Source organism: Thermatribacter velox (assembly GCF_038396615.1).
Taxonomy (GTDB): domain Bacteria; phylum Atribacterota; class Atribacteria; order Atribacterales; family Thermatribacteraceae; genus Thermatribacter; species Thermatribacter velox.
Map to the genome: position 1 here is coordinate 282,628 of NZ_CP121689.1, position 17,511 is coordinate 300,138.

Here is a 17,511-nt window from a genome sequence, read left to right on the forward strand (position 1 = left end):
ATAACAGTCGTTTTTTAAGCCTCTTCCTTGACTGGGTCAATGTGTTCAAATAAAATTTGAAGCGATAAGTAGCCGATAAAACCCCGAAGGGTTGAGCGAAGAGAATCTTCTGTGAAAATTGCAGTGGTTGATGGCCTGGGTGGCGGCCTGGGTTGCCAGATAATTGAAAGCTTGAAAAAAGAGCTCGGGGATGCGGTGGAAATAATTGCCCTGGGCATAAATGCCGGGGCGACTGTTAATATGCTAAAAGCAGGAGCCAGGCGGGGAGCCACTGGAGAAAATGCTATTCGAGTTACTGGTAAAGAAGTGGATGCGATAACTGGCCCGGTAGGAATAATCATTCCCGATTCTATGATGGGTGAGGTAACCGCAGGGATAACTGAGGCAGTGATAAGTAGCCCTGCTCGGAAATTTTTGCTGTGTGTTAATCAGCCTCACGTTGAGTTTATCGGTGTTGAGAGCCAGCCGGTCAGTGTACTGATTGGGAAACTGGTCGAGAGAATTAAAGAGTTTATAAAAGAAGTATAAACTTCAGGTAAAAAGAGATAATTTTTGAGGAAACGGGATCACGAAGGTCCCTATCCGGCTCGAAAGCCGAAGGGGTTTTCGTGATTTTTGTTTTTAAAGGGGGTTTTTCCAATCGCCAGAAGAATTCTCTACTATGATTGTTTTTCGGGAATAAGTGGGGATATGAACCTGGGTGCTATGCTTGACCTGGGGGTGGACCCTGATTATCTGAGAGAGGAACTCAAAAAACTCGATCTCTCAGGCTACCAGTTAAAGGTATATCAAGACCAGAGAAAAGGCATAGCTGGGACCAGGGTGGAGGTTGTTGTTACGCAGCACCATCATGCTTCTCATTCGCACAGAAATTTCCAGGATATAAGGCGGATAGTGGAAGAGAGTGCTCTGAGTGAGCGAGTGAAAAAGTGGAGCTTAGAAATATTTACGAAGCTTGCCGAAGCAGAAGCTAAAGTTCATGGAAAAAGTATCGATGAAGTACATTTTCACGAAGTGGGTGCCTTAGATTCCATTGTGGATGTAGTAGGCGCTGCAATATGCAGAGAAAAACTCGAGGTGGACAAAATCGTCTTTTCACCGATAGAAGTAGGAAGTGGATTTGTGGAGTGTACCCATGGCCGGCTTCCAGTACCTGCGCCAGCCACTGCGGAGCTTTTACGGGGAGTGCCTATAACTTCTGAGAGTATCTCTGGTGAGCTTACTACTCCTACTGGAGCCGCCATAGCAGTTACCTTTGCTGAAGAATTCACCGCAAAGAAGAGTTTTCGAATACTGAAGGTAGGTTATGGTGTTGGCAAGCGGGACAGTAAAGACCTTCCAAATGTTTTGCGAGTGTTTCTGGGGGAGATTGAGGAAAAGGATTCCTCCTGGGAGGAGGAGCAAGGAACAGTGGTTGTGGAAACCAACATAGATGATATGAGTCCGGAGGTGTATGGGTATGTGATGGAGAAGCTTTTTGAGGGCGGTGCACTGGATGTTTATCTTATTCCGGTAATCATGAAAAAGAACCGGCCGGCTACTAAAGTGAGCGTTCTGTGTCGAGATGGGGACGCAGAAAAAATCACGGATATCCTTTTTCGAGAAACAACCACCCTGGGAGTAAGAAAGTACCAGGTTGAAAGGAAGCTAATGGATAGGAAAAAGGTAGCTGTGCAGACTCCCTATGGTGAGGTGGAGGTAAAGCTTGGTTTGCTGGGAAATCGAGTGCTCAAGTTTAAGCCGGAGTACGAGCAGTGCCAAAAAATAGCCAGGGAAAATGGACTTTCTCTGGATGAGGTTTATGAGATGGTAAAGGAGGTTTACAAATGCACATACCGGATGGATTTTTAGATACCAAAACCTGGGTCACCACGGTTGGAGTAAGTGCAATTTTTCTGAGCTATGGAATAAGCAGGTTGAAACGGGAATTCGATTATCGGAAAGTTCCCCTTATGGGGGTCGTTGCAGCTTTCATATTTGCCGCACAAATGATAAACTTCCCCGTGGCGGGAGGGACTTCGGGACATTTGATAGGAGCACTCCTTGCCGCAGTTCTCGCTGGTCCTCTGGAGGCCATGGTCATAATGTCGACCATTCTCATAGTTCAGTGCTTTGTGTTTATGGATGGCGGGGTAACCGCTCTGGGTGCAAACATATTGAACATGGCTTTAATAGCTACCTGGGTGGGATATTATGTTTACCGGCTTCTGGACAGAAAAAACGCTTTGCAACCCTGGGCACTTTTTTTGGGAAGCTGGGTTTCAGTGGTGGCAGCAGCAGTGGCAGCATCGATAGAGCTTGCGGTGTCTGGAACCATTCCTCTTTCGGTAGTTCTTCCAGCCATGCTTTTCTGGCACCTACTCATCGGGGTGGGTGAGGGAGCGATAACGCTTCTTGTAGTAAGTTATGTGAAGAAAACCAGGCCGGAAATACTTTTTGGGGAGGGATGAGAGTGCGAAAGATAGGATTTGTTCTGGCAGGACTTTTAGTGGCTTTTGTAGTTGGGGTGTTGCTTTCACCTTTTGCCAGCTCTTTCCCGGATGGCCTGGAGCGGGTGGCTGAAGACAAGGGTTTTATCGAGCGGGCAGTGGAGTTGCGTTTCCCTTTTCTGGTTCCTGATTACACTTTTCCTGGGATAAATAATGAGAAGCTGGCTACTTCTCTGGCGGGGCTTGTAGGAGTGGCGATTACTTTTGGAATAACTGTGGCTATTGGTAAAGCAATGGCCAAAAAAGATAGTAGATGAGTTGTCTTTCTGAGCGAGAAAAGAGCGTTCTTAACCGCATGGATGAAAGAGTGAAAATACTGAGTTGTGTGTTTTTCATAGTGATGGTAGTGTCTTTGAAGACACCACCATCACTTTTCTGGTCTTTTTTTGTGGTGCTTTTCGGTGTTTTTCTGGGAAGGGTAAGAGTGCGAGAATTTTTTGCAAGACTTGCTTTAGCTCTTCCCTTTGAGCTTTTGATAATAATTTTTGTGCCCTTCACCTTTCCAGGACAAGAAGTTTTGAACTTGTGGGGTTTGAGTTTGACGCTTGAAGGTCTGCAACGGGCGCTCCTTTTGTTTTTAAAGATGGAAGTGGCTTGTTCAGTTATGGCGCTGCTCATTCTTACCACGGGTGCTGACGGGATAATCAGGGGTTTGAGGGGTCTGGGCCTTCCGCAAGTTATGACCGTGCTTATGGAGTTTATTCTCAGGTATTTTGAGCTCTTCAGACAGGAGATGGAAAAAATGAACCTGGCTCGCAAATCCCGGGGTTATGTGAGGGGTAGGCACCTTTTTCACCGCAAGACCTTTAAGGTTTTGGGAGAAATTGTGGGAGGGACTCTAATTCGCTCTTATGAGCGCAGCGGGAGAGTTTACCAGGCCATGCTTTCTCGGGGATATGCTGGCTATATGGCAAGCAACCATTTTCACCGTTCTTTGAAGTTTGGAGAGATTATTTTGGGAGTGTTGTGGGCAGGAGCGGCAGTGGTCATCTTTATGTTTGAGCGGAGTGGAGCAATGTGAAAAGAGTTATAGAAGTGCAAGACCTCAGTTATCGGTATCCCGATGGTACTGAAGCCCTGAAGGGTGTTAGTTTCTCTATTGATTGGGGAACAAAGACCGTGCTGCTTGGTCCCAATGGCTCGGGGAAGTCCACCTTAATTATGCATCTAAACGGTGTTTTTCTTCCTCAGAAAGGGAAGGTATTCGTAGATGGTCAGGAAGTGACCAAAAAGACAGAGCAGACAGTGAGAAGGAAAGTGGGTATTGTTTTTCAGGATCCTGATGACCAGGTTTTTGCCTCTACCGTTTGGGAGGATGTGGCTTTTGGGCTCTTCAATCTGGGTATGCAGGAAAAAGAGATAAAAGAAAGAGTTGAAGAGGTGCTTAAGCTTGTTGGTGTGTGGCACCTTAGGAATAGAATTCCCTATCATCTGAGCTACGGTGAGAAGAAAAAGGTTGCTCTGGCCGGGGTTCTGGTTATGGAACCTGAGATTGTCGTTTTGGATGAACCGGGAACGTATCTTGACCCCCAGGGAAAGCGGGAGTTATTTTGGATGCTGGATGAGCTCTGTAAAAATCGAAAAACCCTGCTTATAGCAACTCATGATGTGGACCTGGCTGCAGAGTGGGCGGATAAGGTGATCATTTTGAAAGAAGGGAGGGTATTAAAAGAGGGAGGCAAGGATTTACTCCTTGAAGAAGAAGTACTTGCTGAAGCTAATCTGGTTTTTCCCAGGATATCTGAACTTTTTTTGCGGGCGGGATTTCCTAAAGAGAAGGTTCCATTTACCGTGGAAGAGGCGATTCGAGTTTTGAAAGGGGCAATACGATGACTGGAGAAGAGAAATATCAAGAATTGCTTTCCAGTTTGCAAACTCTGGGTAGTTTGGTGGTGGCGTTTTCAGGAGGAGTGGACAGTACGTTTTTGCTCTATGCAGCCAGGCAGGCTCTCGGAGATCGGGTGGTGGCTTTCACCGTGGATACACCCTACCATGCCCGCTGGGAAATTGAGGAGGCTGTTGTACTTGCCCAAAAGTTACAGGTAAAGCACGTAATAAAGCGCAAAGAAGAAATTCTACCCGAGGTTAAGAACAACCCTCCTGAGAGGTGTTATCTGTGTAAAAAGGCTCTATTTAAGGAGATATTGGGTTTTGCCAAGAAAGAGGGATTAGCTTGGGTGGCGGATGGAACCAACGCAGATGATTCGAAAGATTATCGGCCCGGGCTCAGAGCCTTGCGGGAGCTGGGGATAAAGAGTCCTTTGTGTGAAGTGGGTTTTACCAAGGAGGAAATAAGGACTATTTCCAAGGAGTTAAGTCTTCCCACCGGGGATAAACCAGCTTATGCTTGCCTTCTTTCAAGAATCCCCTATGGACAGAAAGTAAGAGTAGAAGACCTGAAAAAAATAGAAAAAGCAGAACTTTACCTGAGAAATCTGGGCTTCAAGGTGGTACGAGTGAGACTTCACGAAGAGTTGGCCAGAATAGAAGTTGCCCCTTCTGAGCGGGGAAGGTTTTTCCAATTTCAGCTTCTGGATGAGGTAGTCAGGAATTTTAAAGGGATGGGTTTTAAATATGTGGCTCTTGATTTGGAAGGGTATCGAACAGGAAGTTTAAATGAGGTGTTGTGCAATGGACGAGGAAAAACTGAGACAGCTTCTTGAGCAGCTAAAAAGGGATGAGATTTCCATCGATGAAGTGCTGGATAATCTAAAAGAATTGCCCTTTAAAGACCTGGGCTTTGCCAAGGTGGACCACCACCGGGAACTTAGAAAGGGTTACCCCGAGGTAGTTTATGGGGAAGGAAAGACCGAAGAGCAGGTGGTGGAGATAGTAAGTGAAATGCTCAAAAAGGATAGCAACATTCTGGTGACCAGGACCAGCCAGAAGACGTATCAGGCAGTAAAAGAAATTTGCTCCCAGGCCGAGTATCACCATCTGGCCCGTGCGATAGTTATCCGACGGAGAAAAATCGAAGTGAGCGATACCTATATTGCTGTAGTTACTGCAGGCACTTCCGATATTCCGGTGGCTGAGGAAGCGGCTCTGACGGCTGAGATGATGGGAAACCGGGTGGAGAGGATATTTGATGTGGGAGTGGCAGGAATTCACAGATTGCTTGCTCATCTAAACGTTATAAGGGGTGCAAAAGTGGTTATAGTGGTAGCAGGGATGGAGGGCGCTCTGGCCAGCGTGGTGGGTGGTCTGGTCGAAAGACCTGTGATTGCTGTTCCCACCAGCGTAGGTTATGGAGCCAGCTTTAAAGGATTGGCTGCACTTTTGGCTATGCTGAATAGCTGTGCAAGTGGAGTGGCTGTGGTTAACATAGACAATGGGTTTGGTGCCGGGTATCTGGCCAGCTTGATTAACAGAGGATAGGGAAAGTCCTCTTTTTATTTCCTTCTTTTTTCTCTCGAATTTCAGGGATTTTTTATCTCTATAAGAGGTTTTTAACTTAGCCAGAGTTTTTGAAACGATTTAGTAAGTTGGGAAAATATTGTTATTTATGTTGACAACAAAGAGCATATGAGTAGAATAAAACTAGCATAAATCGTTTTAAGAAAAGTAAAAGTATTTATGGAACTAAGTCCAAAGGAGAGGAGTGATAAATATTTCCCTTTTGTCTCTTAAGATTAAGCGAGGAGAAAATATTAAACCATGGTTGATGGCGGGACCTTTTTATAAGGATGTTGGGGAAAGAGTAAAAACTATTTCCTTTTTCGAAAACCCTGGATCTTTAGCAGGGAAAGACGTTATGCGCGAAGTCGTAGAGGAGGCGCGAAAAATCTTTCCCCTTTCTCCTTTTGAAGGAGAGAAAATTAGTTTTATGGACGAAGAAAGTAGTTGGGTTTTGGTGCGCAACAGAGAAAGGCTTTTCTCCTGGGGTCGTTATAATTTTTCCAATCATGTTTGTTCTGTATTTCTGTTTACCACCCTTTTTCCCACACGCTCAAAGATTGTTCGTTTCGAACTGTTGACCGGTGCATGGGTCTTAATGTTTCTGGAAGGGAAAGGCCAGAGACAATGCTTTTTCTTTAATGAGGAAAGTTACGCATTAAAGGAAAGGGTAAGGCTTGGTTATGGATATCTCAGTAAATACGAGTTTGAAGCGAAACTTGGGGAGGGTTCTAATGCTCTTTTTGTATCACTCTTTAGAATGGGGCGTACCTCTGCAGTTAATTTTTCTATGAAGTGCGATACGGATCTTGAGATTGTTGTTCCTTTTCGCGGTGATATGGATGTGGGATTGAGAGAGAGAATTGAGGAAGAGGTGAATTCAGTACGCCTCGATCGAGATGTTTTCTATCCCTGCCATGAGATAGGTTTTTCGATAGATAAAATAGTGCCCTCAGTTACTTTAAAGGCGCAGCTTTTATCTTTAAAAGGTGAGCTTTTAAAAGAAGTAAGTCTTGAAAGAGGAAAGAAAGTTGTTTTTTGCAGAGGTGAAGATATTCCCGACGGAGAGTATCAGTTCAGGCTTATCTGGCTTGACAAAAACAGGAAACAAGAGGTTACTAACACGTCTTTTAACATTGCAAAAATAACCCCTACCGAGGACCTTGTAGGTTTTGACTTTTTGGAGAGAAGAAAATATATGACACTCGAACATTTCAGCAAAAATCCTCAGAGCCCAAACTTTCTTTACAAAGAGTTATGGAGTCCGATAACGGGTTATATCCTGGGGGAAAGGGAAAAAATTTGGTCTCAGGTGGCTAAGTATGCGCTCGGTTTATACTCTCAAATCGACAACGAGGTTATTGTTGATGTGTGCGAGTTCATCCTTAATAAAAAAGATTGCTCCGAGTTCTTGCTCCAGGCTATTTTACGTCTTATGTATTGGGACAGGGAAAAGCAAAGGCTGGAACCAGAAGTTAGAGAAATTATGAAAAAGGCGATTCTCAACTTCAGGTTCTGGGTTGACGAACCTGGAGAGAGTTTAATGCACATGGGTTCTGAAAATCACCGGGTTCTCCTGCATGCGGCAGAATTTTTGGCAGGTCAGCTTTTTCCAGATAAAGTATTCTACAACAGTGGCCAAGATGGGCTTTTTCATGCTCTGAAGGGAAGAACTTACTTGATTGAATGGCTTCGCCAAAGAGGCAAATTTGGGTTTGATGAATGGAATTCCAATTGTTACTATACCGTGAATGTTGCTCCCCTTGTCAACGTTTATGATTTTGCTCCGCAGGAAGACCTTATTTTGCGCCAGCTGGTTAAGCAAGTACTTGACTTTATGTTTTTCATTCTGGCCGAGGATTCTTTTCACGGAGTTTTTGGTACGCCCTGTGGCAGGACTTACAGCCCTTATGTTAAATACCCCGACTTTCAATACACTGGTTCTCTGTGCTGGTTGCTTTATGGAGAAGGAAGTTTGTGGGGCGGGAGTGGAATGGGAGCAGTAAGTTTGGCAACCAGTAAATATGAACTCCCCAGAATCTTGGCTGATATTGCTGCTTCTTCAGAAATTGTGGAATCCAGGCAACGCCAGGGTTTTGAAGATCCCGCTAATATCGTTGTATATCGCACGCCGGAATACATGCTTTCGAGCGTTCTGGATTACTCAAAAGGCGTTTGTGCTCCTCAAACCCATGTGGCACAAATTACCTTTAAAAACAAGGCGGTTGTGTTTTGGTCCTCTCCTTACAGTTCAAGCGAAGGTGCTGGTGTGCGTCCTGATTACTGGTCGGGAAACGTGGTACTTCCAAGAGTTATTCAGTATCGTAACGTCCTTGCTTTAATCTGGCGTAGGGGCAACTTTTTCTGGATGAGTCATTGCTTTCTTGAACCCTCGAAGTTTGACGAAATTAGGAGGGAAGGGAGGTGGTTGTTTGCCAGGGCAGGAAAGGGATACGTGGGGATTTTCTCTAAAAAGGGATTGTCTTTTGCGGAAAAAGGACAATACGCGGGACGGGAAATAGTGTGTTACGATCCTGACAACGTATGGTTGGTGGAATGCGGTTGTGAAAGCGAGTGGGGATCTTTTGAGAATTTTGTGAACGGAGTTTCACTCTCAAAAATCATAGAAGGGGATGAGGGGTTAACTTACCATTCTCCTTCCATTGGAGAATTTTCAGTGGGCTGGAAAAAAGATCCTACTTTGAATGGTAAACCCATTAAGCTTAATAGTCCCTATTTGATAAAGAGCTCATGGGCCCGCTCGCTTTTTGGAAGAGGGTTGATCGCTATACGACATCAGGGCAAGAGGCTTGAGCTTAGATTTTGATTTATAAATTTAAGTTTGTAAAAGGAGGAGAAACGATGCGGAAGAGAAGTTTTATTATCGTAAGTATGATGGTTATGATTTGTGTGTTTGTGATCACGGGTATTGTAAGTGCAGCAGGGGAGGTGGTTCTTAAAATATGGGATACGGCTGCTCCTCTTAGGGATCCTTATCGCAAGATGATATTTGAAAAGTTTGAAAAGGAAAACCCAGGCATCAAGGTGGAATTTGAAGGAATTCCTTGGGGTCAATTTATGGAAAAGATTATTACTTCAATTGCTGCAGGTACGGCCCCTGATGTAATACGATTTGGGTACGCTCCTCGCTTTGCTTCCCGAGGAATGCTTGTTCCTCTGGATGATTTTATTAATGGACCAGACGGATTGGACCTGAGTGAATATGTAGATGGAGCTCTTAACGCTGCCCATATGTGGGAAGGAAAAATTTATGCTTTACCCCACAACTTGGTACCTTATGGAGTGTTCTACAATCTTTCTATATTGGAAGGGGCAGGAGCTTCTATACCTCAAACTTTTGAAGAGTTTGTAGCTCTTGCTGAAAAACTTACCGTGAAGGATGAAAAAGGCGAGTTCGTACAGCGAGGAGTTCAGATATCTGAATATGTTGATTACATGATTTTGTTTCTCTACAATCGGGGGGCCCGAGATGTTGAAGTTTATAACCACAGCGTTAAGGAGTTGACTCTCAACACTCCTGAGGGTGTCCAGGGACTAACAGATTTGGCCAAGCTTTATCAGAGCGGAGCAGCTATTTTTGCTAATAATGAACAACCCTTTGTTACTGGTTATACAGCGATGTGGATTACTCAATCTAACGATGCGTTCATGTTCCGACCCGAGGCTTATCCGGATTTTAAATTTGACTTCTCGCTGTTACCTCCACCTGAAGGGCGAGAAGCGGTATTAGCCGGAGTGTCTCGAGATGGGGCTTTCATACCGGTGACTTCGAAGCATAAAGATCTTGCATGGAAACTTTGCAAAGCTTACGCTTCAAAAGAAGCTACGGCGTTACTCTACCAGGGCAAGTATGGTACATTGCCTCCTTTCAAAGATATCCTGGTAACTCCCCCTGCAACTCCAGCATATGAACCTTATCAGAAAGATCCTTTCCTTCGTAAGTTGGCCCAAATAGTGAGTAAAAACAAAATGATATCACCCATATATCACTGGCATATGGAAGGAGAAGAAATTGGAAATATAATGACGGAAGAGTTTGGTCTTGCTGTGAGGGGCGCGAAGTCTCCTCAAGAAGCATTGGATAGCATGACGAAAAGGATTAACGAGATTTTGCAAAGATAAGTAGTGGGGAAGGCAACAAGGTTGGGGGTCTCAAACGTTTGAGACTCCCAACCTTTGCACTGGATCAAGCTCTGGGAAGGCGGGATATAATCTTGAGAGGTGGACTTTCAAGAAAAGAAGCATGTGCAGCTTATCTTTTGTTACTTATTCCTTTCTCGCTTTATATCGTTTTTGTTGTTATTCCTGCGTTTTACAGCGGGTATTTGAGTTTTACTCGTTACTCCGGTTTTGACAAACCAACATGGGTTGGCCTCAGGAATTATCGGTTTCTCCTCAAGGAGCCCTTGAGTTTGAAGAGCTTGTTTAACACTGTTTATTTTGCGTCAGGGACTGTGCTTTTAAGTGTTGTATTATCCCTTGTATTTGCGGTTTTGCTCAATCAGCCTTTTAAGGGAAGAGGCCTCTTTAGGACCATTATTTATTTGCCTGTGGTAACGCCCATGCTTGCTGTAGCATTTGCGTGGAAGTTTATGCTGGATCCTTCTCCCAGCGGGCTGGTGAACTATCTGTTCAGCATGGTGGGTATTGAGAGCAAACAGTGGCTTAGCAACGTTAAATTAGCCATGCCCGCAGTGATATTCGTTTCAGTATGGAAAACTTTGGGTTACAACATGATCATATATTTAGCAGGGCTTCAGGAAATACCAATTTCGTTGTATGAAGCCGCAGAGATAGATGGAGCTACTTTTTGGCAAAAATTTTTCTATATCACCGTTCCCTTGCTTAAGCCGGTTACAATTTTTGTGCTGGTAACCTCTACGATCAGCGCTTTTCAGGCATTTGAGCAAATATACGGGATGACTGAGGGAGGTCCGGCTAATTCTACCTATACCCTGGCTTATTTAATATATGTAAAGGCTTTTAGGAGTTTGAAATTTGGGGAAGCTTCTGCTTTGGCGGTTATGTTGGCACTAATAGTGTTGGGTTTAATGAGCTTTTATATAAAGGCAAGTTTTAAAAAAGATTAAAGTTGGTTTTAACTATTTGGAAAAGGTGAAAAAGGTGCGAAAAGATTCTTTCTTTTTAAAGATTTTAACTTACTCCATAATGATTTTCGTCTCTCTGTGGTTTTTTCTTCCTTTTGCTTGGATGATAAGCGTTTCTCTGAAGCCGAGTGGGCAAGTATATGAGTACCCCCCGCGGCTTATTCCTTCGCCAGCTACTTTTGAAAATTATTTTACTGCCTGGGAAAAGGCGAGCTTTAGTCGTTACTTTCTTAATACAACGATATTCGCGGTGGTGGGGACTTGTGCAACCCTCATTCTCTGCTCCCTTGGTGGATATGTGTTTGCCAAGCTCAAATTCCCTGGGAGGAACTTACTCTTTGTTGTCGTGCTCTCTACCATGATGCTTCCTTTCTTTTCCGTTTTGGTCCCCCTTTTTCTTATAGTTAAAAATCTTGGGCTGATTAATACTTTCGCTGGTTTGGTATTGCCTGGAGTTGTTAATGGATATTTTATATTCCTGTTTAGACAGTTCTTTTCCATGCTCCCTGATGATCTCATCGAAGCTGCACGGATCGACGGTTGCTCTGAATTCAGGATTTTTCTTCAGGTGATACTTCCTTTAGCTAAGCCTGCTTTGGCTACAGTCGCAATTTTTGGCTTTATGAATAGGTGGAATGCTCTGGTATGGCCGTTGGTAGTACTTACGGATCCTGATAAGCGTACTCTACAAGTAGGTTTGGCCATATTTCAAGGTGAGCAGCTTACGGGAGCTCAATGGAATGAGCTTATGGCTGCTTCTGTGATATCACTTTTACCTACGGTAGTTGTGTTTCTTTTGGCTCAAAAATACTTTACCACTGGAATAGCGCTTACGGGGATCAAAGAGTGAAGTTAACGAGTATTACCTTGATTTACGGTTTCTTTTTAAATGAAGAAGAACAAACATAAAGAGTGCGGATAAGGAGGTACCCCACGATGAAAATCTCCATAGTAGGAGCAGGAAGTGTGCGTTTTGCTTTACAGCTGATAGGTGATATAGCAAAGACTGAAAACCTCTCTGGAGCTTTTATCTCTCTGATGGACATAAATCAAGAAAAACTGCATACCGTTCATTTCCTGGCTCAGAAGTACGCAGAGGAGCTTGGTGCTCAGCTTTCCTTTGAAAAAACCACCAGTCTTGAACAGACTCTGGAGGGAGCAGATTTTGTAATCAACACCGCTGCTCCTCTTTATCCTGAACGTTACGAAAAGGTCACCGAAATTGGAGAAAAGCACGGTTATTACCGGGGTATTGACAGCCAGGAGTTCAACATGGTTTCCACCTATTCCTATGTCATCTGTTCTTATCCGGATCTTAAGCTGTCCCTGGAGATTGCCAGACTCATGGAAAAACTCTGTCCTGAAGCCTGGTTGTTGCAAACTGCCAACCCAGTTTTTGAGGTTACCCAATTACTCACTCAGACCACCAGGGCAAAGGTTATTGGTTTCTGCCATGGTTTTTCAGGGGTGTTTGAGGTTTTCCGTGCCCTGGGCCTTGAGCCTCAGGAAGTGGATTGGCAGGTTGCAGGCGTTAATCATGGCATCTGGATGAATCGTTTCCTGTACCGGGGAAAGGATGCCTACCCCCTGCTTGAAGAGTGGATAGAGAAGAATGCTTCTTCCTGGAAACCTCGCACTCCCTGGGATGTCCAGTTGAGCCCGGCCGTGATTGATATGTACCGTTTCTATGGTATGTTGCCCATTGGGGATACCTGCCGCAATGGAAGCTGGAAGTACAACTACAACCTGGAGACCAAGAGAAGATGGTATGGAGAGTTTGGGGGAATTGATAATGAAGTGGAACGCCCTCGCTATCACCAGCAGTTGAGAGAAAGCAAGCGCAAACTCCTGGACCTTGCCCAGGAGATTCAAAAACATCCCCACTCCAAACTCACCGAGATATATCCGGAGCTCTTCAGCAAAGAGAAGATGAGTGGCGAACAGCACATTCCCTTCATAAACGCTCTTTCGGGCGGACCAGAAGCTCGTTTGATTCTCAACTTGCAAAACCAGGGTGTTATTTCTGGTTTACCTGATGATGTGGTGGTAGAGATTCCCGTGGTGGTGAGAAAAGATGGTCTGTATCCAGAGAAATTGGAGCCCGATTTGACCTGGAGAATCAAAGAGATGTATCTCATGCCCAGGATTCTGCGCATGCGCTGGGCACTGGAAGCTTTCCTGAGCCAAGACAAGAGAGTACTTGAAGAATTTCTGGTTAGAGATCCCCGTACCAGGTCCTTTGAACAGATTCAGGCAGTACTTGAAGAGATCATGAGTTTACCCATCAATGAGGAATTAGCCAGGTACTTTGGTTATCGATGAGGGTGGGGTTGATCCTGGAGTCGGGTTTTGCAAGAGATATTTTGTTGCTTATGCTCGGTGAATGATAAATCTTGGGCGTGAGAAGGATATTTAGATGTAATTACAGCAAGGAGGGCTTAAAAGATGCAAGAAAGTTTTAAAGTGGCTCGTGTTTTTTGTGAGTGGATGGAAAACCCTATGGGTATTGATGTGCCTAGGCCACGTTTTTCTTGGGTTTCAACGCATTATAGGCGTGGGAGAAGACAATCTGCTTATCAAGTTATCGTGGCTTCAGAAGTAGACTTGCTTAATGAAGAAAAAGCAGACTTTTGGAATAGTGGCAGGGTGATCTCGGAAAATTCTTTTTGTATTTATGCGGGGCGAAATTTGCAAAGTGAAAAAGAATACTATTGGAGGGTCAAGGTTTGGGATGATCTTGGCTTCTGTAGTCAGTGGAGTTCGATAGGAAGCTTTGAGATGGGACTTTTGAATCCTGGAGATTGGGTGGCGAGATGGATTGTTTCCCCCGACAGAGAAGAAATTGCCCCTCTTTTTCGTAAGGTTTTTCATATCGAAAAATCGGTGAGAAGGGGCAGGATTTATGTGGCAGGGTTGGGTTATTGTGAAGTTTGGCTTAATGGAAAGCGTGTGGGTGATCGCGTGCTTGATCCTGGATGGACTGACTATGAAAAAATCATCCTTTATACAGTTTACGATGTAACTAGTTTTCTTCAGAAGGGCGAGAATGTAGTTGGAGTAATTTTAGGCCATGGTCGTTTTTCTCCGTCCGAAAAAGTGGTTAAGAAAAGCCCCAATCCTTTAAAGAAATATAGTGAAGTACCGACTTTAATTTTGCAGCTGCACATAGAGTTTAACGATGGAAGTAAAATGATTGTTTTGTCTGATGGGTCTTGGAAGGCGAGTAGAAGCCCCATCCTTTTTAACGACATCTATGATGGGGAGGTGTATGATGCTCGCCTTGAAGAAGAAGGTTGGAGTGAGCCCGGTTTCGACGATACAAAGTGGTACTTTGCTGAAGAAAACGATATGCCACCTCGTGGTAAGCTCCTTTCAGGCATGTTGTGTCCTCCTATTAAGCGAAACGGGGCTATTCAACCTGAGAGAATGCTTTCACCTTGTCCTGGTGTTTTTGTTTTTGATTTCGGGCAAAACTTTAGCGGTTGGATCCGCCTCAGAGTTTGCGGACCTCGTGGTAAGGAAATACGTATAAGGTATAGTGAACTTCTAGATTCCAAAGGAGGGATTAATACTCTACCAAATAGGGGAGCTTTAGCGACGGACGTGTATATCCTAAAAGGAGAAGGCTTGGAAATTTTTGAGCCTCGATTTACCTATCATGGCTTTCGTTTTGTAGAGATAACTGGTTTTCCTGGAGTTCCGAGGCTGGAGGACGTTGAAGGTATTGTAGTCCATTCGGCAGTAGAGCCAAGAAGTCATTTTATCACTTCTCATCCTTTGGTCAGTCGCATCCACTCCAATATACTCTGGAGTCAAAAGAGCAATTTAATGAGCATTCCTACCGATTGTCCTCAACGTGAAGAGCGTATGGGGTGGTTAGGAGACGCTCATTTGGTTGCTGAGGAGGCTTGCTTTAACTTCCAAATGATTAATTTTTACAGGAAGTGGTTCCAGGACATGCGCGTAGCGCAAAATGAGGATGGGAGCCTTCCCGATGTTGTTCCACCATACTGGTCTTTGTATCCTGCTGATCCGGTTTGGGGTACTGCTTGTGTGATAATCCCGTGGATAGTTTATTTATATTTTGGAGACAAGAGAGTTTTAGAAGAAAATTACCCTATGATGAGAAAATGGGTGGATTTTCTTTGTGCTTTCTACCGAGAGGGAGTTTTTGAGTTCGGTAAATATGGTGATTGGTGTCCTCCTTGGCATGTTGGTTCCATAGAGACTCCTCCTGAGCTAGTTTCTCACTGGTATTTTTACCAAGCTTTACTCCTTCTCTCACGTGTAGCCACAATACTCGGTGATGGAGAGAGTGCCAAGCAATATGTGAAGAGAGCGAAGAAGGTAGGCGAGGATTTTAATCATGCTTTTTTGAAAGAAGATGGGTATGGAATAGAACAGAAAGAGTGGTGGGAGAGAATAAGTGGGCCTCTTGGGGTACTTGATAGTGAGAAGAAAAAGAGGCTAAAGAGAAATTTTGGAGTTTGGAGTCAAACGGCAAATGTTCTGGCGCTGGCTGGGGGGCTTGCTCCGCCAAGAGTACAGCGGAAGATTGTGCAGCGATTAGTTGAGGACATAACCGTAACTCATGGAGGGCATTTGAATACCGGCATTGTGGGAACCAAGTATATTTTAGATGTATTAACGGAATTTGGCCATCTTGAAACCGCTTTTCAACTTCTTGTCCAAGATTCTTATCCCAGTTGGGGGTACATGATTAAGGAAGGTGCTACCACCTTATGGGAAAGATGGGAAAAACTTACAGGAGAGGGTATGAATTCTCAAAATCACGTCATGTTCGGAAGTATTGACGCTTGGTTATACAAATACTTACTGGGAATCCAGCCTGATCCCGAAAACCCGGGATTTAAGCACTGTGTTATAAAGCCCCATTTGCCAAGAGATATTGATTTTGTTTCTGGTTTCGTAGCTACTCCTTTTGGGGAGCTTGAAGTAAGTTGGCAAAAAGTGGCAGATGGTTTATTGCATATCTGGATAGGCTTGCCTTTTAATACTACGGCTACTGTTTACTTTCCCAAGCTCTTTCCTTCAGACTATATGGAGATTTTTGAAAACGATAAAAAAATTTGGACGAAGAGAGATTCTTGTGTCAATTCTGAAGAGATGGTTTTTTTGGAAGAGGAAGAACGTTATATAGTTTTTCAGATCGGTTCTGGAAGTTATTTTTTCAAGGTATACCGGGTGAAGGAGTAAAAAACGTAATGATACATCTTACTGAAGAGAATATAGAGGGTTTTGAGAGAGTCGCCTTTTCAAGGATTTTGCTTATTGCTTGTAAGTTTGCGAAGAACGGTTAAAGAGTTACCAGTTAATAAAACGATTTAAATAAAATTTAAAAAGTACTGTTTATATTGACAAAAGGGAATATATAGTTAAAAATATAACTAAGGTAAATCGTTTTAAGAAAGGGTAAGAAACTTGCCGGTAACCATTAAAGACGTAGCTCGTTTAGCTGGAGTATCTCCAGCTACCGTTTCTTTGGTTTTAAGCGGAAAAGGCCAAGTTGCTGAGGCAACCCGAAAAAAAGTCCTGGAAGCAGCACGTAAGCTGGGTTATCGCCCCAATATCCTTGCTCGCCATTTGGTCAAGGGCAAAACCAATACCGTTCTTCTTTGCGCTTTCATCAGAGGGGAAAAACTTTCCACTTTTTACGGCAACCTGCTGAATAGTTTATTAACCGCTGTTTCTGCTCAGGGTTACTACCTGCAAATAGTGGTTAAAGGGGAATTTTATAACGGACATCCCTTGGACAAACGAGAAGCTCTTTTGAATATTGCCCACAATCGGCTTTTTGAGGGATTGATTATTCTTTCTCACTGGCCAGTTCATTATTCAGAAGTCAGCGAGCTTGTGAAGGAAAAGTTTCCCTTTGTAGTGGTTAACCAGAGAGTAGAAGGAGATGGAGTGAGTTATGTTGATATAGACCACTACCAGGGAGCAAGGGAAGCAGTTGCCTACCTCATAAAAGAGGGTCACCGTCGTATTGCGCATATTCGTGGTCCGGAAGATCACCGCCATGCTGAAGAGAGGTACCGTGCCTATATGGATACCTTGCTTGAACACGGGATTGAGCTTCGCAAGGAGTATATAGCTTTCGGGAATTTTAGAAGATTGAGTGGTCGGGAAGCTATGGAGGAATTACTCAAGACCAACCCTCTACCTACTGCTCTTTTCGCTGCCAACGATAAGATGGCTATTGGAGCGTTGCAGGTAGCTAAAGAGAAAGGAATCAGAGTTCCTGATGATCTTGCTATTGTCGGTTTTGACGGGATCGAGGCAGTTAAGTATACAGATCCTCCCATTCCCACTGTGGAACAGCCCCTGGAAGAGCTGGGGAAAGAAGCGGCGGAGATTCTGGTAGGCAAGATTAAAGGGGGTGAGGCTAAGAGGGTAATCCTTCCGTGCAGGCTGAAAGTGTGGGATTGATGAGGGAAGGTTATGTGATGGAGGTTTGTTTTTGCAAGAAGAGCAAC

15 protein-coding genes are annotated in these 17,511 nt (G+C 44.1%); all 15 read left to right on the plus strand.

Annotated elements, in window-relative coordinates; genetic code table 11:
- Nucleotides 1–111: 111 nt before the first annotated feature.
- Nucleotides 112–528, plus strand: coding sequence for a DUF3842 family protein (locus QBE54_RS01415; RefSeq protein ID WP_369018581.1), 417 nt, complete (start codon nucleotides 112–114; stop codon nucleotides 526–528).
- A 162-nt stretch (nucleotides 529–690) separates the two neighbouring features.
- Nucleotides 691–1,851, plus strand: coding sequence for a nickel pincer cofactor biosynthesis protein LarC (gene larC / locus QBE54_RS01420; protein WP_369019372.1), 1,161 nt, complete (start codon nucleotides 691–693; stop codon nucleotides 1,849–1,851).
- Nucleotides 1,827–2,450 carry an energy-coupling factor ABC transporter permease gene (locus QBE54_RS01425; RefSeq protein ID WP_369018582.1) on the plus strand — a complete coding sequence of 208 codons (624 nt, stop codon included), beginning with the start codon at nucleotides 1,827–1,829 and terminating at the stop codon, nucleotides 2,448–2,450. Before larC ends, QBE54_RS01425 begins: the two co-directional genes overlap by 25 nt.
- 2 nt (nucleotides 2,451–2,452) lie before the next feature.
- Nucleotides 2,453–2,746, plus strand: a complete 294-nt coding sequence (locus QBE54_RS01430) for a PDGLE domain-containing protein (protein ID WP_369018583.1) — start codon at nucleotides 2,453–2,455, stop codon at nucleotides 2,744–2,746.
- 38 nt (nucleotides 2,747–2,784) lie between these two features.
- The gene (gene cbiQ, locus QBE54_RS01435) at nucleotides 2,785–3,510 is read left to right on the plus strand and encodes a cobalt ECF transporter T component CbiQ (protein WP_369018584.1); all 726 of its coding nucleotides are present in this window, start codon (nucleotides 2,785–2,787) and stop codon (nucleotides 3,508–3,510) included.
- Entirely contained in the window at nucleotides 3,507–4,322 is an 816-nt protein-coding gene (locus QBE54_RS01440) for an ATP-binding cassette domain-containing protein (protein WP_369018585.1), read from the plus strand. The genes cbiQ and QBE54_RS01440 overlap by 4 nt, the downstream gene beginning before the upstream one ends.
- The gene (larE, locus tag QBE54_RS01445) at nucleotides 4,319–5,152 is read left to right on the plus strand and encodes an ATP-dependent sacrificial sulfur transferase LarE (protein WP_369018586.1); all 834 of its coding nucleotides are present in this window, start codon (nucleotides 4,319–4,321) and stop codon (nucleotides 5,150–5,152) included. Before QBE54_RS01440 ends, larE begins: the two co-directional genes overlap by 4 nt.
- Entirely contained in the window at nucleotides 5,121–5,867 is a 747-nt protein-coding gene (gene larB, locus QBE54_RS01450) for a nickel pincer cofactor biosynthesis protein LarB (protein WP_369018587.1), read from the plus strand. The genes larE and larB overlap by 32 nt, the downstream gene beginning before the upstream one ends.
- A gap of 376 nt (nucleotides 5,868–6,243) precedes the next feature.
- Nucleotides 6,244–8,712 (plus strand): hypothetical protein, encoded by a 2,469-nt coding sequence (locus tag QBE54_RS01455; RefSeq protein WP_369018588.1) that lies wholly within the window; start codon nucleotides 6,244–6,246, stop codon nucleotides 8,710–8,712.
- A 35-nt stretch (nucleotides 8,713–8,747) separates the two neighbouring features.
- Nucleotides 8,748–10,028 carry a sugar ABC transporter substrate-binding protein gene (locus QBE54_RS01460; RefSeq protein WP_369018589.1) on the plus strand — a complete coding sequence of 427 codons (1,281 nt, stop codon included), beginning with the start codon at nucleotides 8,748–8,750 and terminating at the stop codon, nucleotides 10,026–10,028.
- Between the two features lie 290 nt (nucleotides 10,029–10,318).
- A complete protein-coding gene (locus QBE54_RS01465) occupies nucleotides 10,319–10,996 on the plus strand; it encodes a carbohydrate ABC transporter permease (protein ID WP_369018590.1) in 678 nt (225 codons plus the stop codon).
- A 25-nt stretch (nucleotides 10,997–11,021) separates the two neighbouring features.
- Entirely contained in the window at nucleotides 11,022–11,864 is an 843-nt protein-coding gene (locus QBE54_RS01470) for a carbohydrate ABC transporter permease (RefSeq protein ID WP_369018591.1), read from the plus strand.
- An 86-nt stretch (nucleotides 11,865–11,950) separates the two neighbouring features.
- On the plus strand, nucleotides 11,951–13,336 hold the full coding sequence (gene aglA / locus QBE54_RS01475; protein WP_369018592.1) for an alpha-glucosidase AglA: 1,386 nt from the start codon (nucleotides 11,951–11,953) through the stop codon (nucleotides 13,334–13,336).
- A gap of 123 nt (nucleotides 13,337–13,459) precedes the next feature.
- Nucleotides 13,460–16,231, plus strand: a complete 2,772-nt coding sequence (locus tag QBE54_RS01480; protein ID WP_369018593.1) for a family 78 glycoside hydrolase catalytic domain — start codon at nucleotides 13,460–13,462, stop codon at nucleotides 16,229–16,231.
- A gap of 225 nt (nucleotides 16,232–16,456) precedes the next feature.
- Nucleotides 16,457–17,464, plus strand: coding sequence for a LacI family DNA-binding transcriptional regulator (locus tag QBE54_RS01485; protein ID WP_369018594.1), 1,008 nt, complete (start codon nucleotides 16,457–16,459; stop codon nucleotides 17,462–17,464).
- Nucleotides 17,465–17,511: the final 47 nt, after the last annotated feature.

Bases quoted from the DNA above. Each gene is read 5' to 3' on its own strand.
- larC (WP_369019372.1), top strand. From the start codon at position 691: ATGAACCTGGGTGCTATGCTTGACCTGGGGGTGGACCCTGATTATCTG.
- QBE54_RS01425 (WP_369018582.1), top strand. From the start codon at position 1,827: ATGCACATACCGGATGGATTTTTAGATACCAAAACCTGGGTCACCACG.
- cbiQ (WP_369018584.1), top strand. From the start codon at position 2,785: ATGGATGAAAGAGTGAAAATACTGAGTTGTGTGTTTTTCATAGTGATG.
- larE (WP_369018586.1), top strand. From the start codon at position 4,319: ATGACTGGAGAAGAGAAATATCAAGAATTGCTTTCCAGTTTGCAAACT.
- larB (WP_369018587.1), top strand. From the start codon at position 5,121: ATGGACGAGGAAAAACTGAGACAGCTTCTTGAGCAGCTAAAAAGGGAT.
- QBE54_RS01455 (WP_369018588.1), top strand. From the start codon at position 6,244: ATGCGCGAAGTCGTAGAGGAGGCGCGAAAAATCTTTCCCCTTTCTCCT.
- QBE54_RS01460 (WP_369018589.1), top strand. From the start codon at position 8,748: ATGCGGAAGAGAAGTTTTATTATCGTAAGTATGATGGTTATGATTTGT.
- aglA (WP_369018592.1), top strand. From the start codon at position 11,951: ATGAAAATCTCCATAGTAGGAGCAGGAAGTGTGCGTTTTGCTTTACAG.
- QBE54_RS01480 (WP_369018593.1), top strand. From the start codon at position 13,460: ATGCAAGAAAGTTTTAAAGTGGCTCGTGTTTTTTGTGAGTGGATGGAA.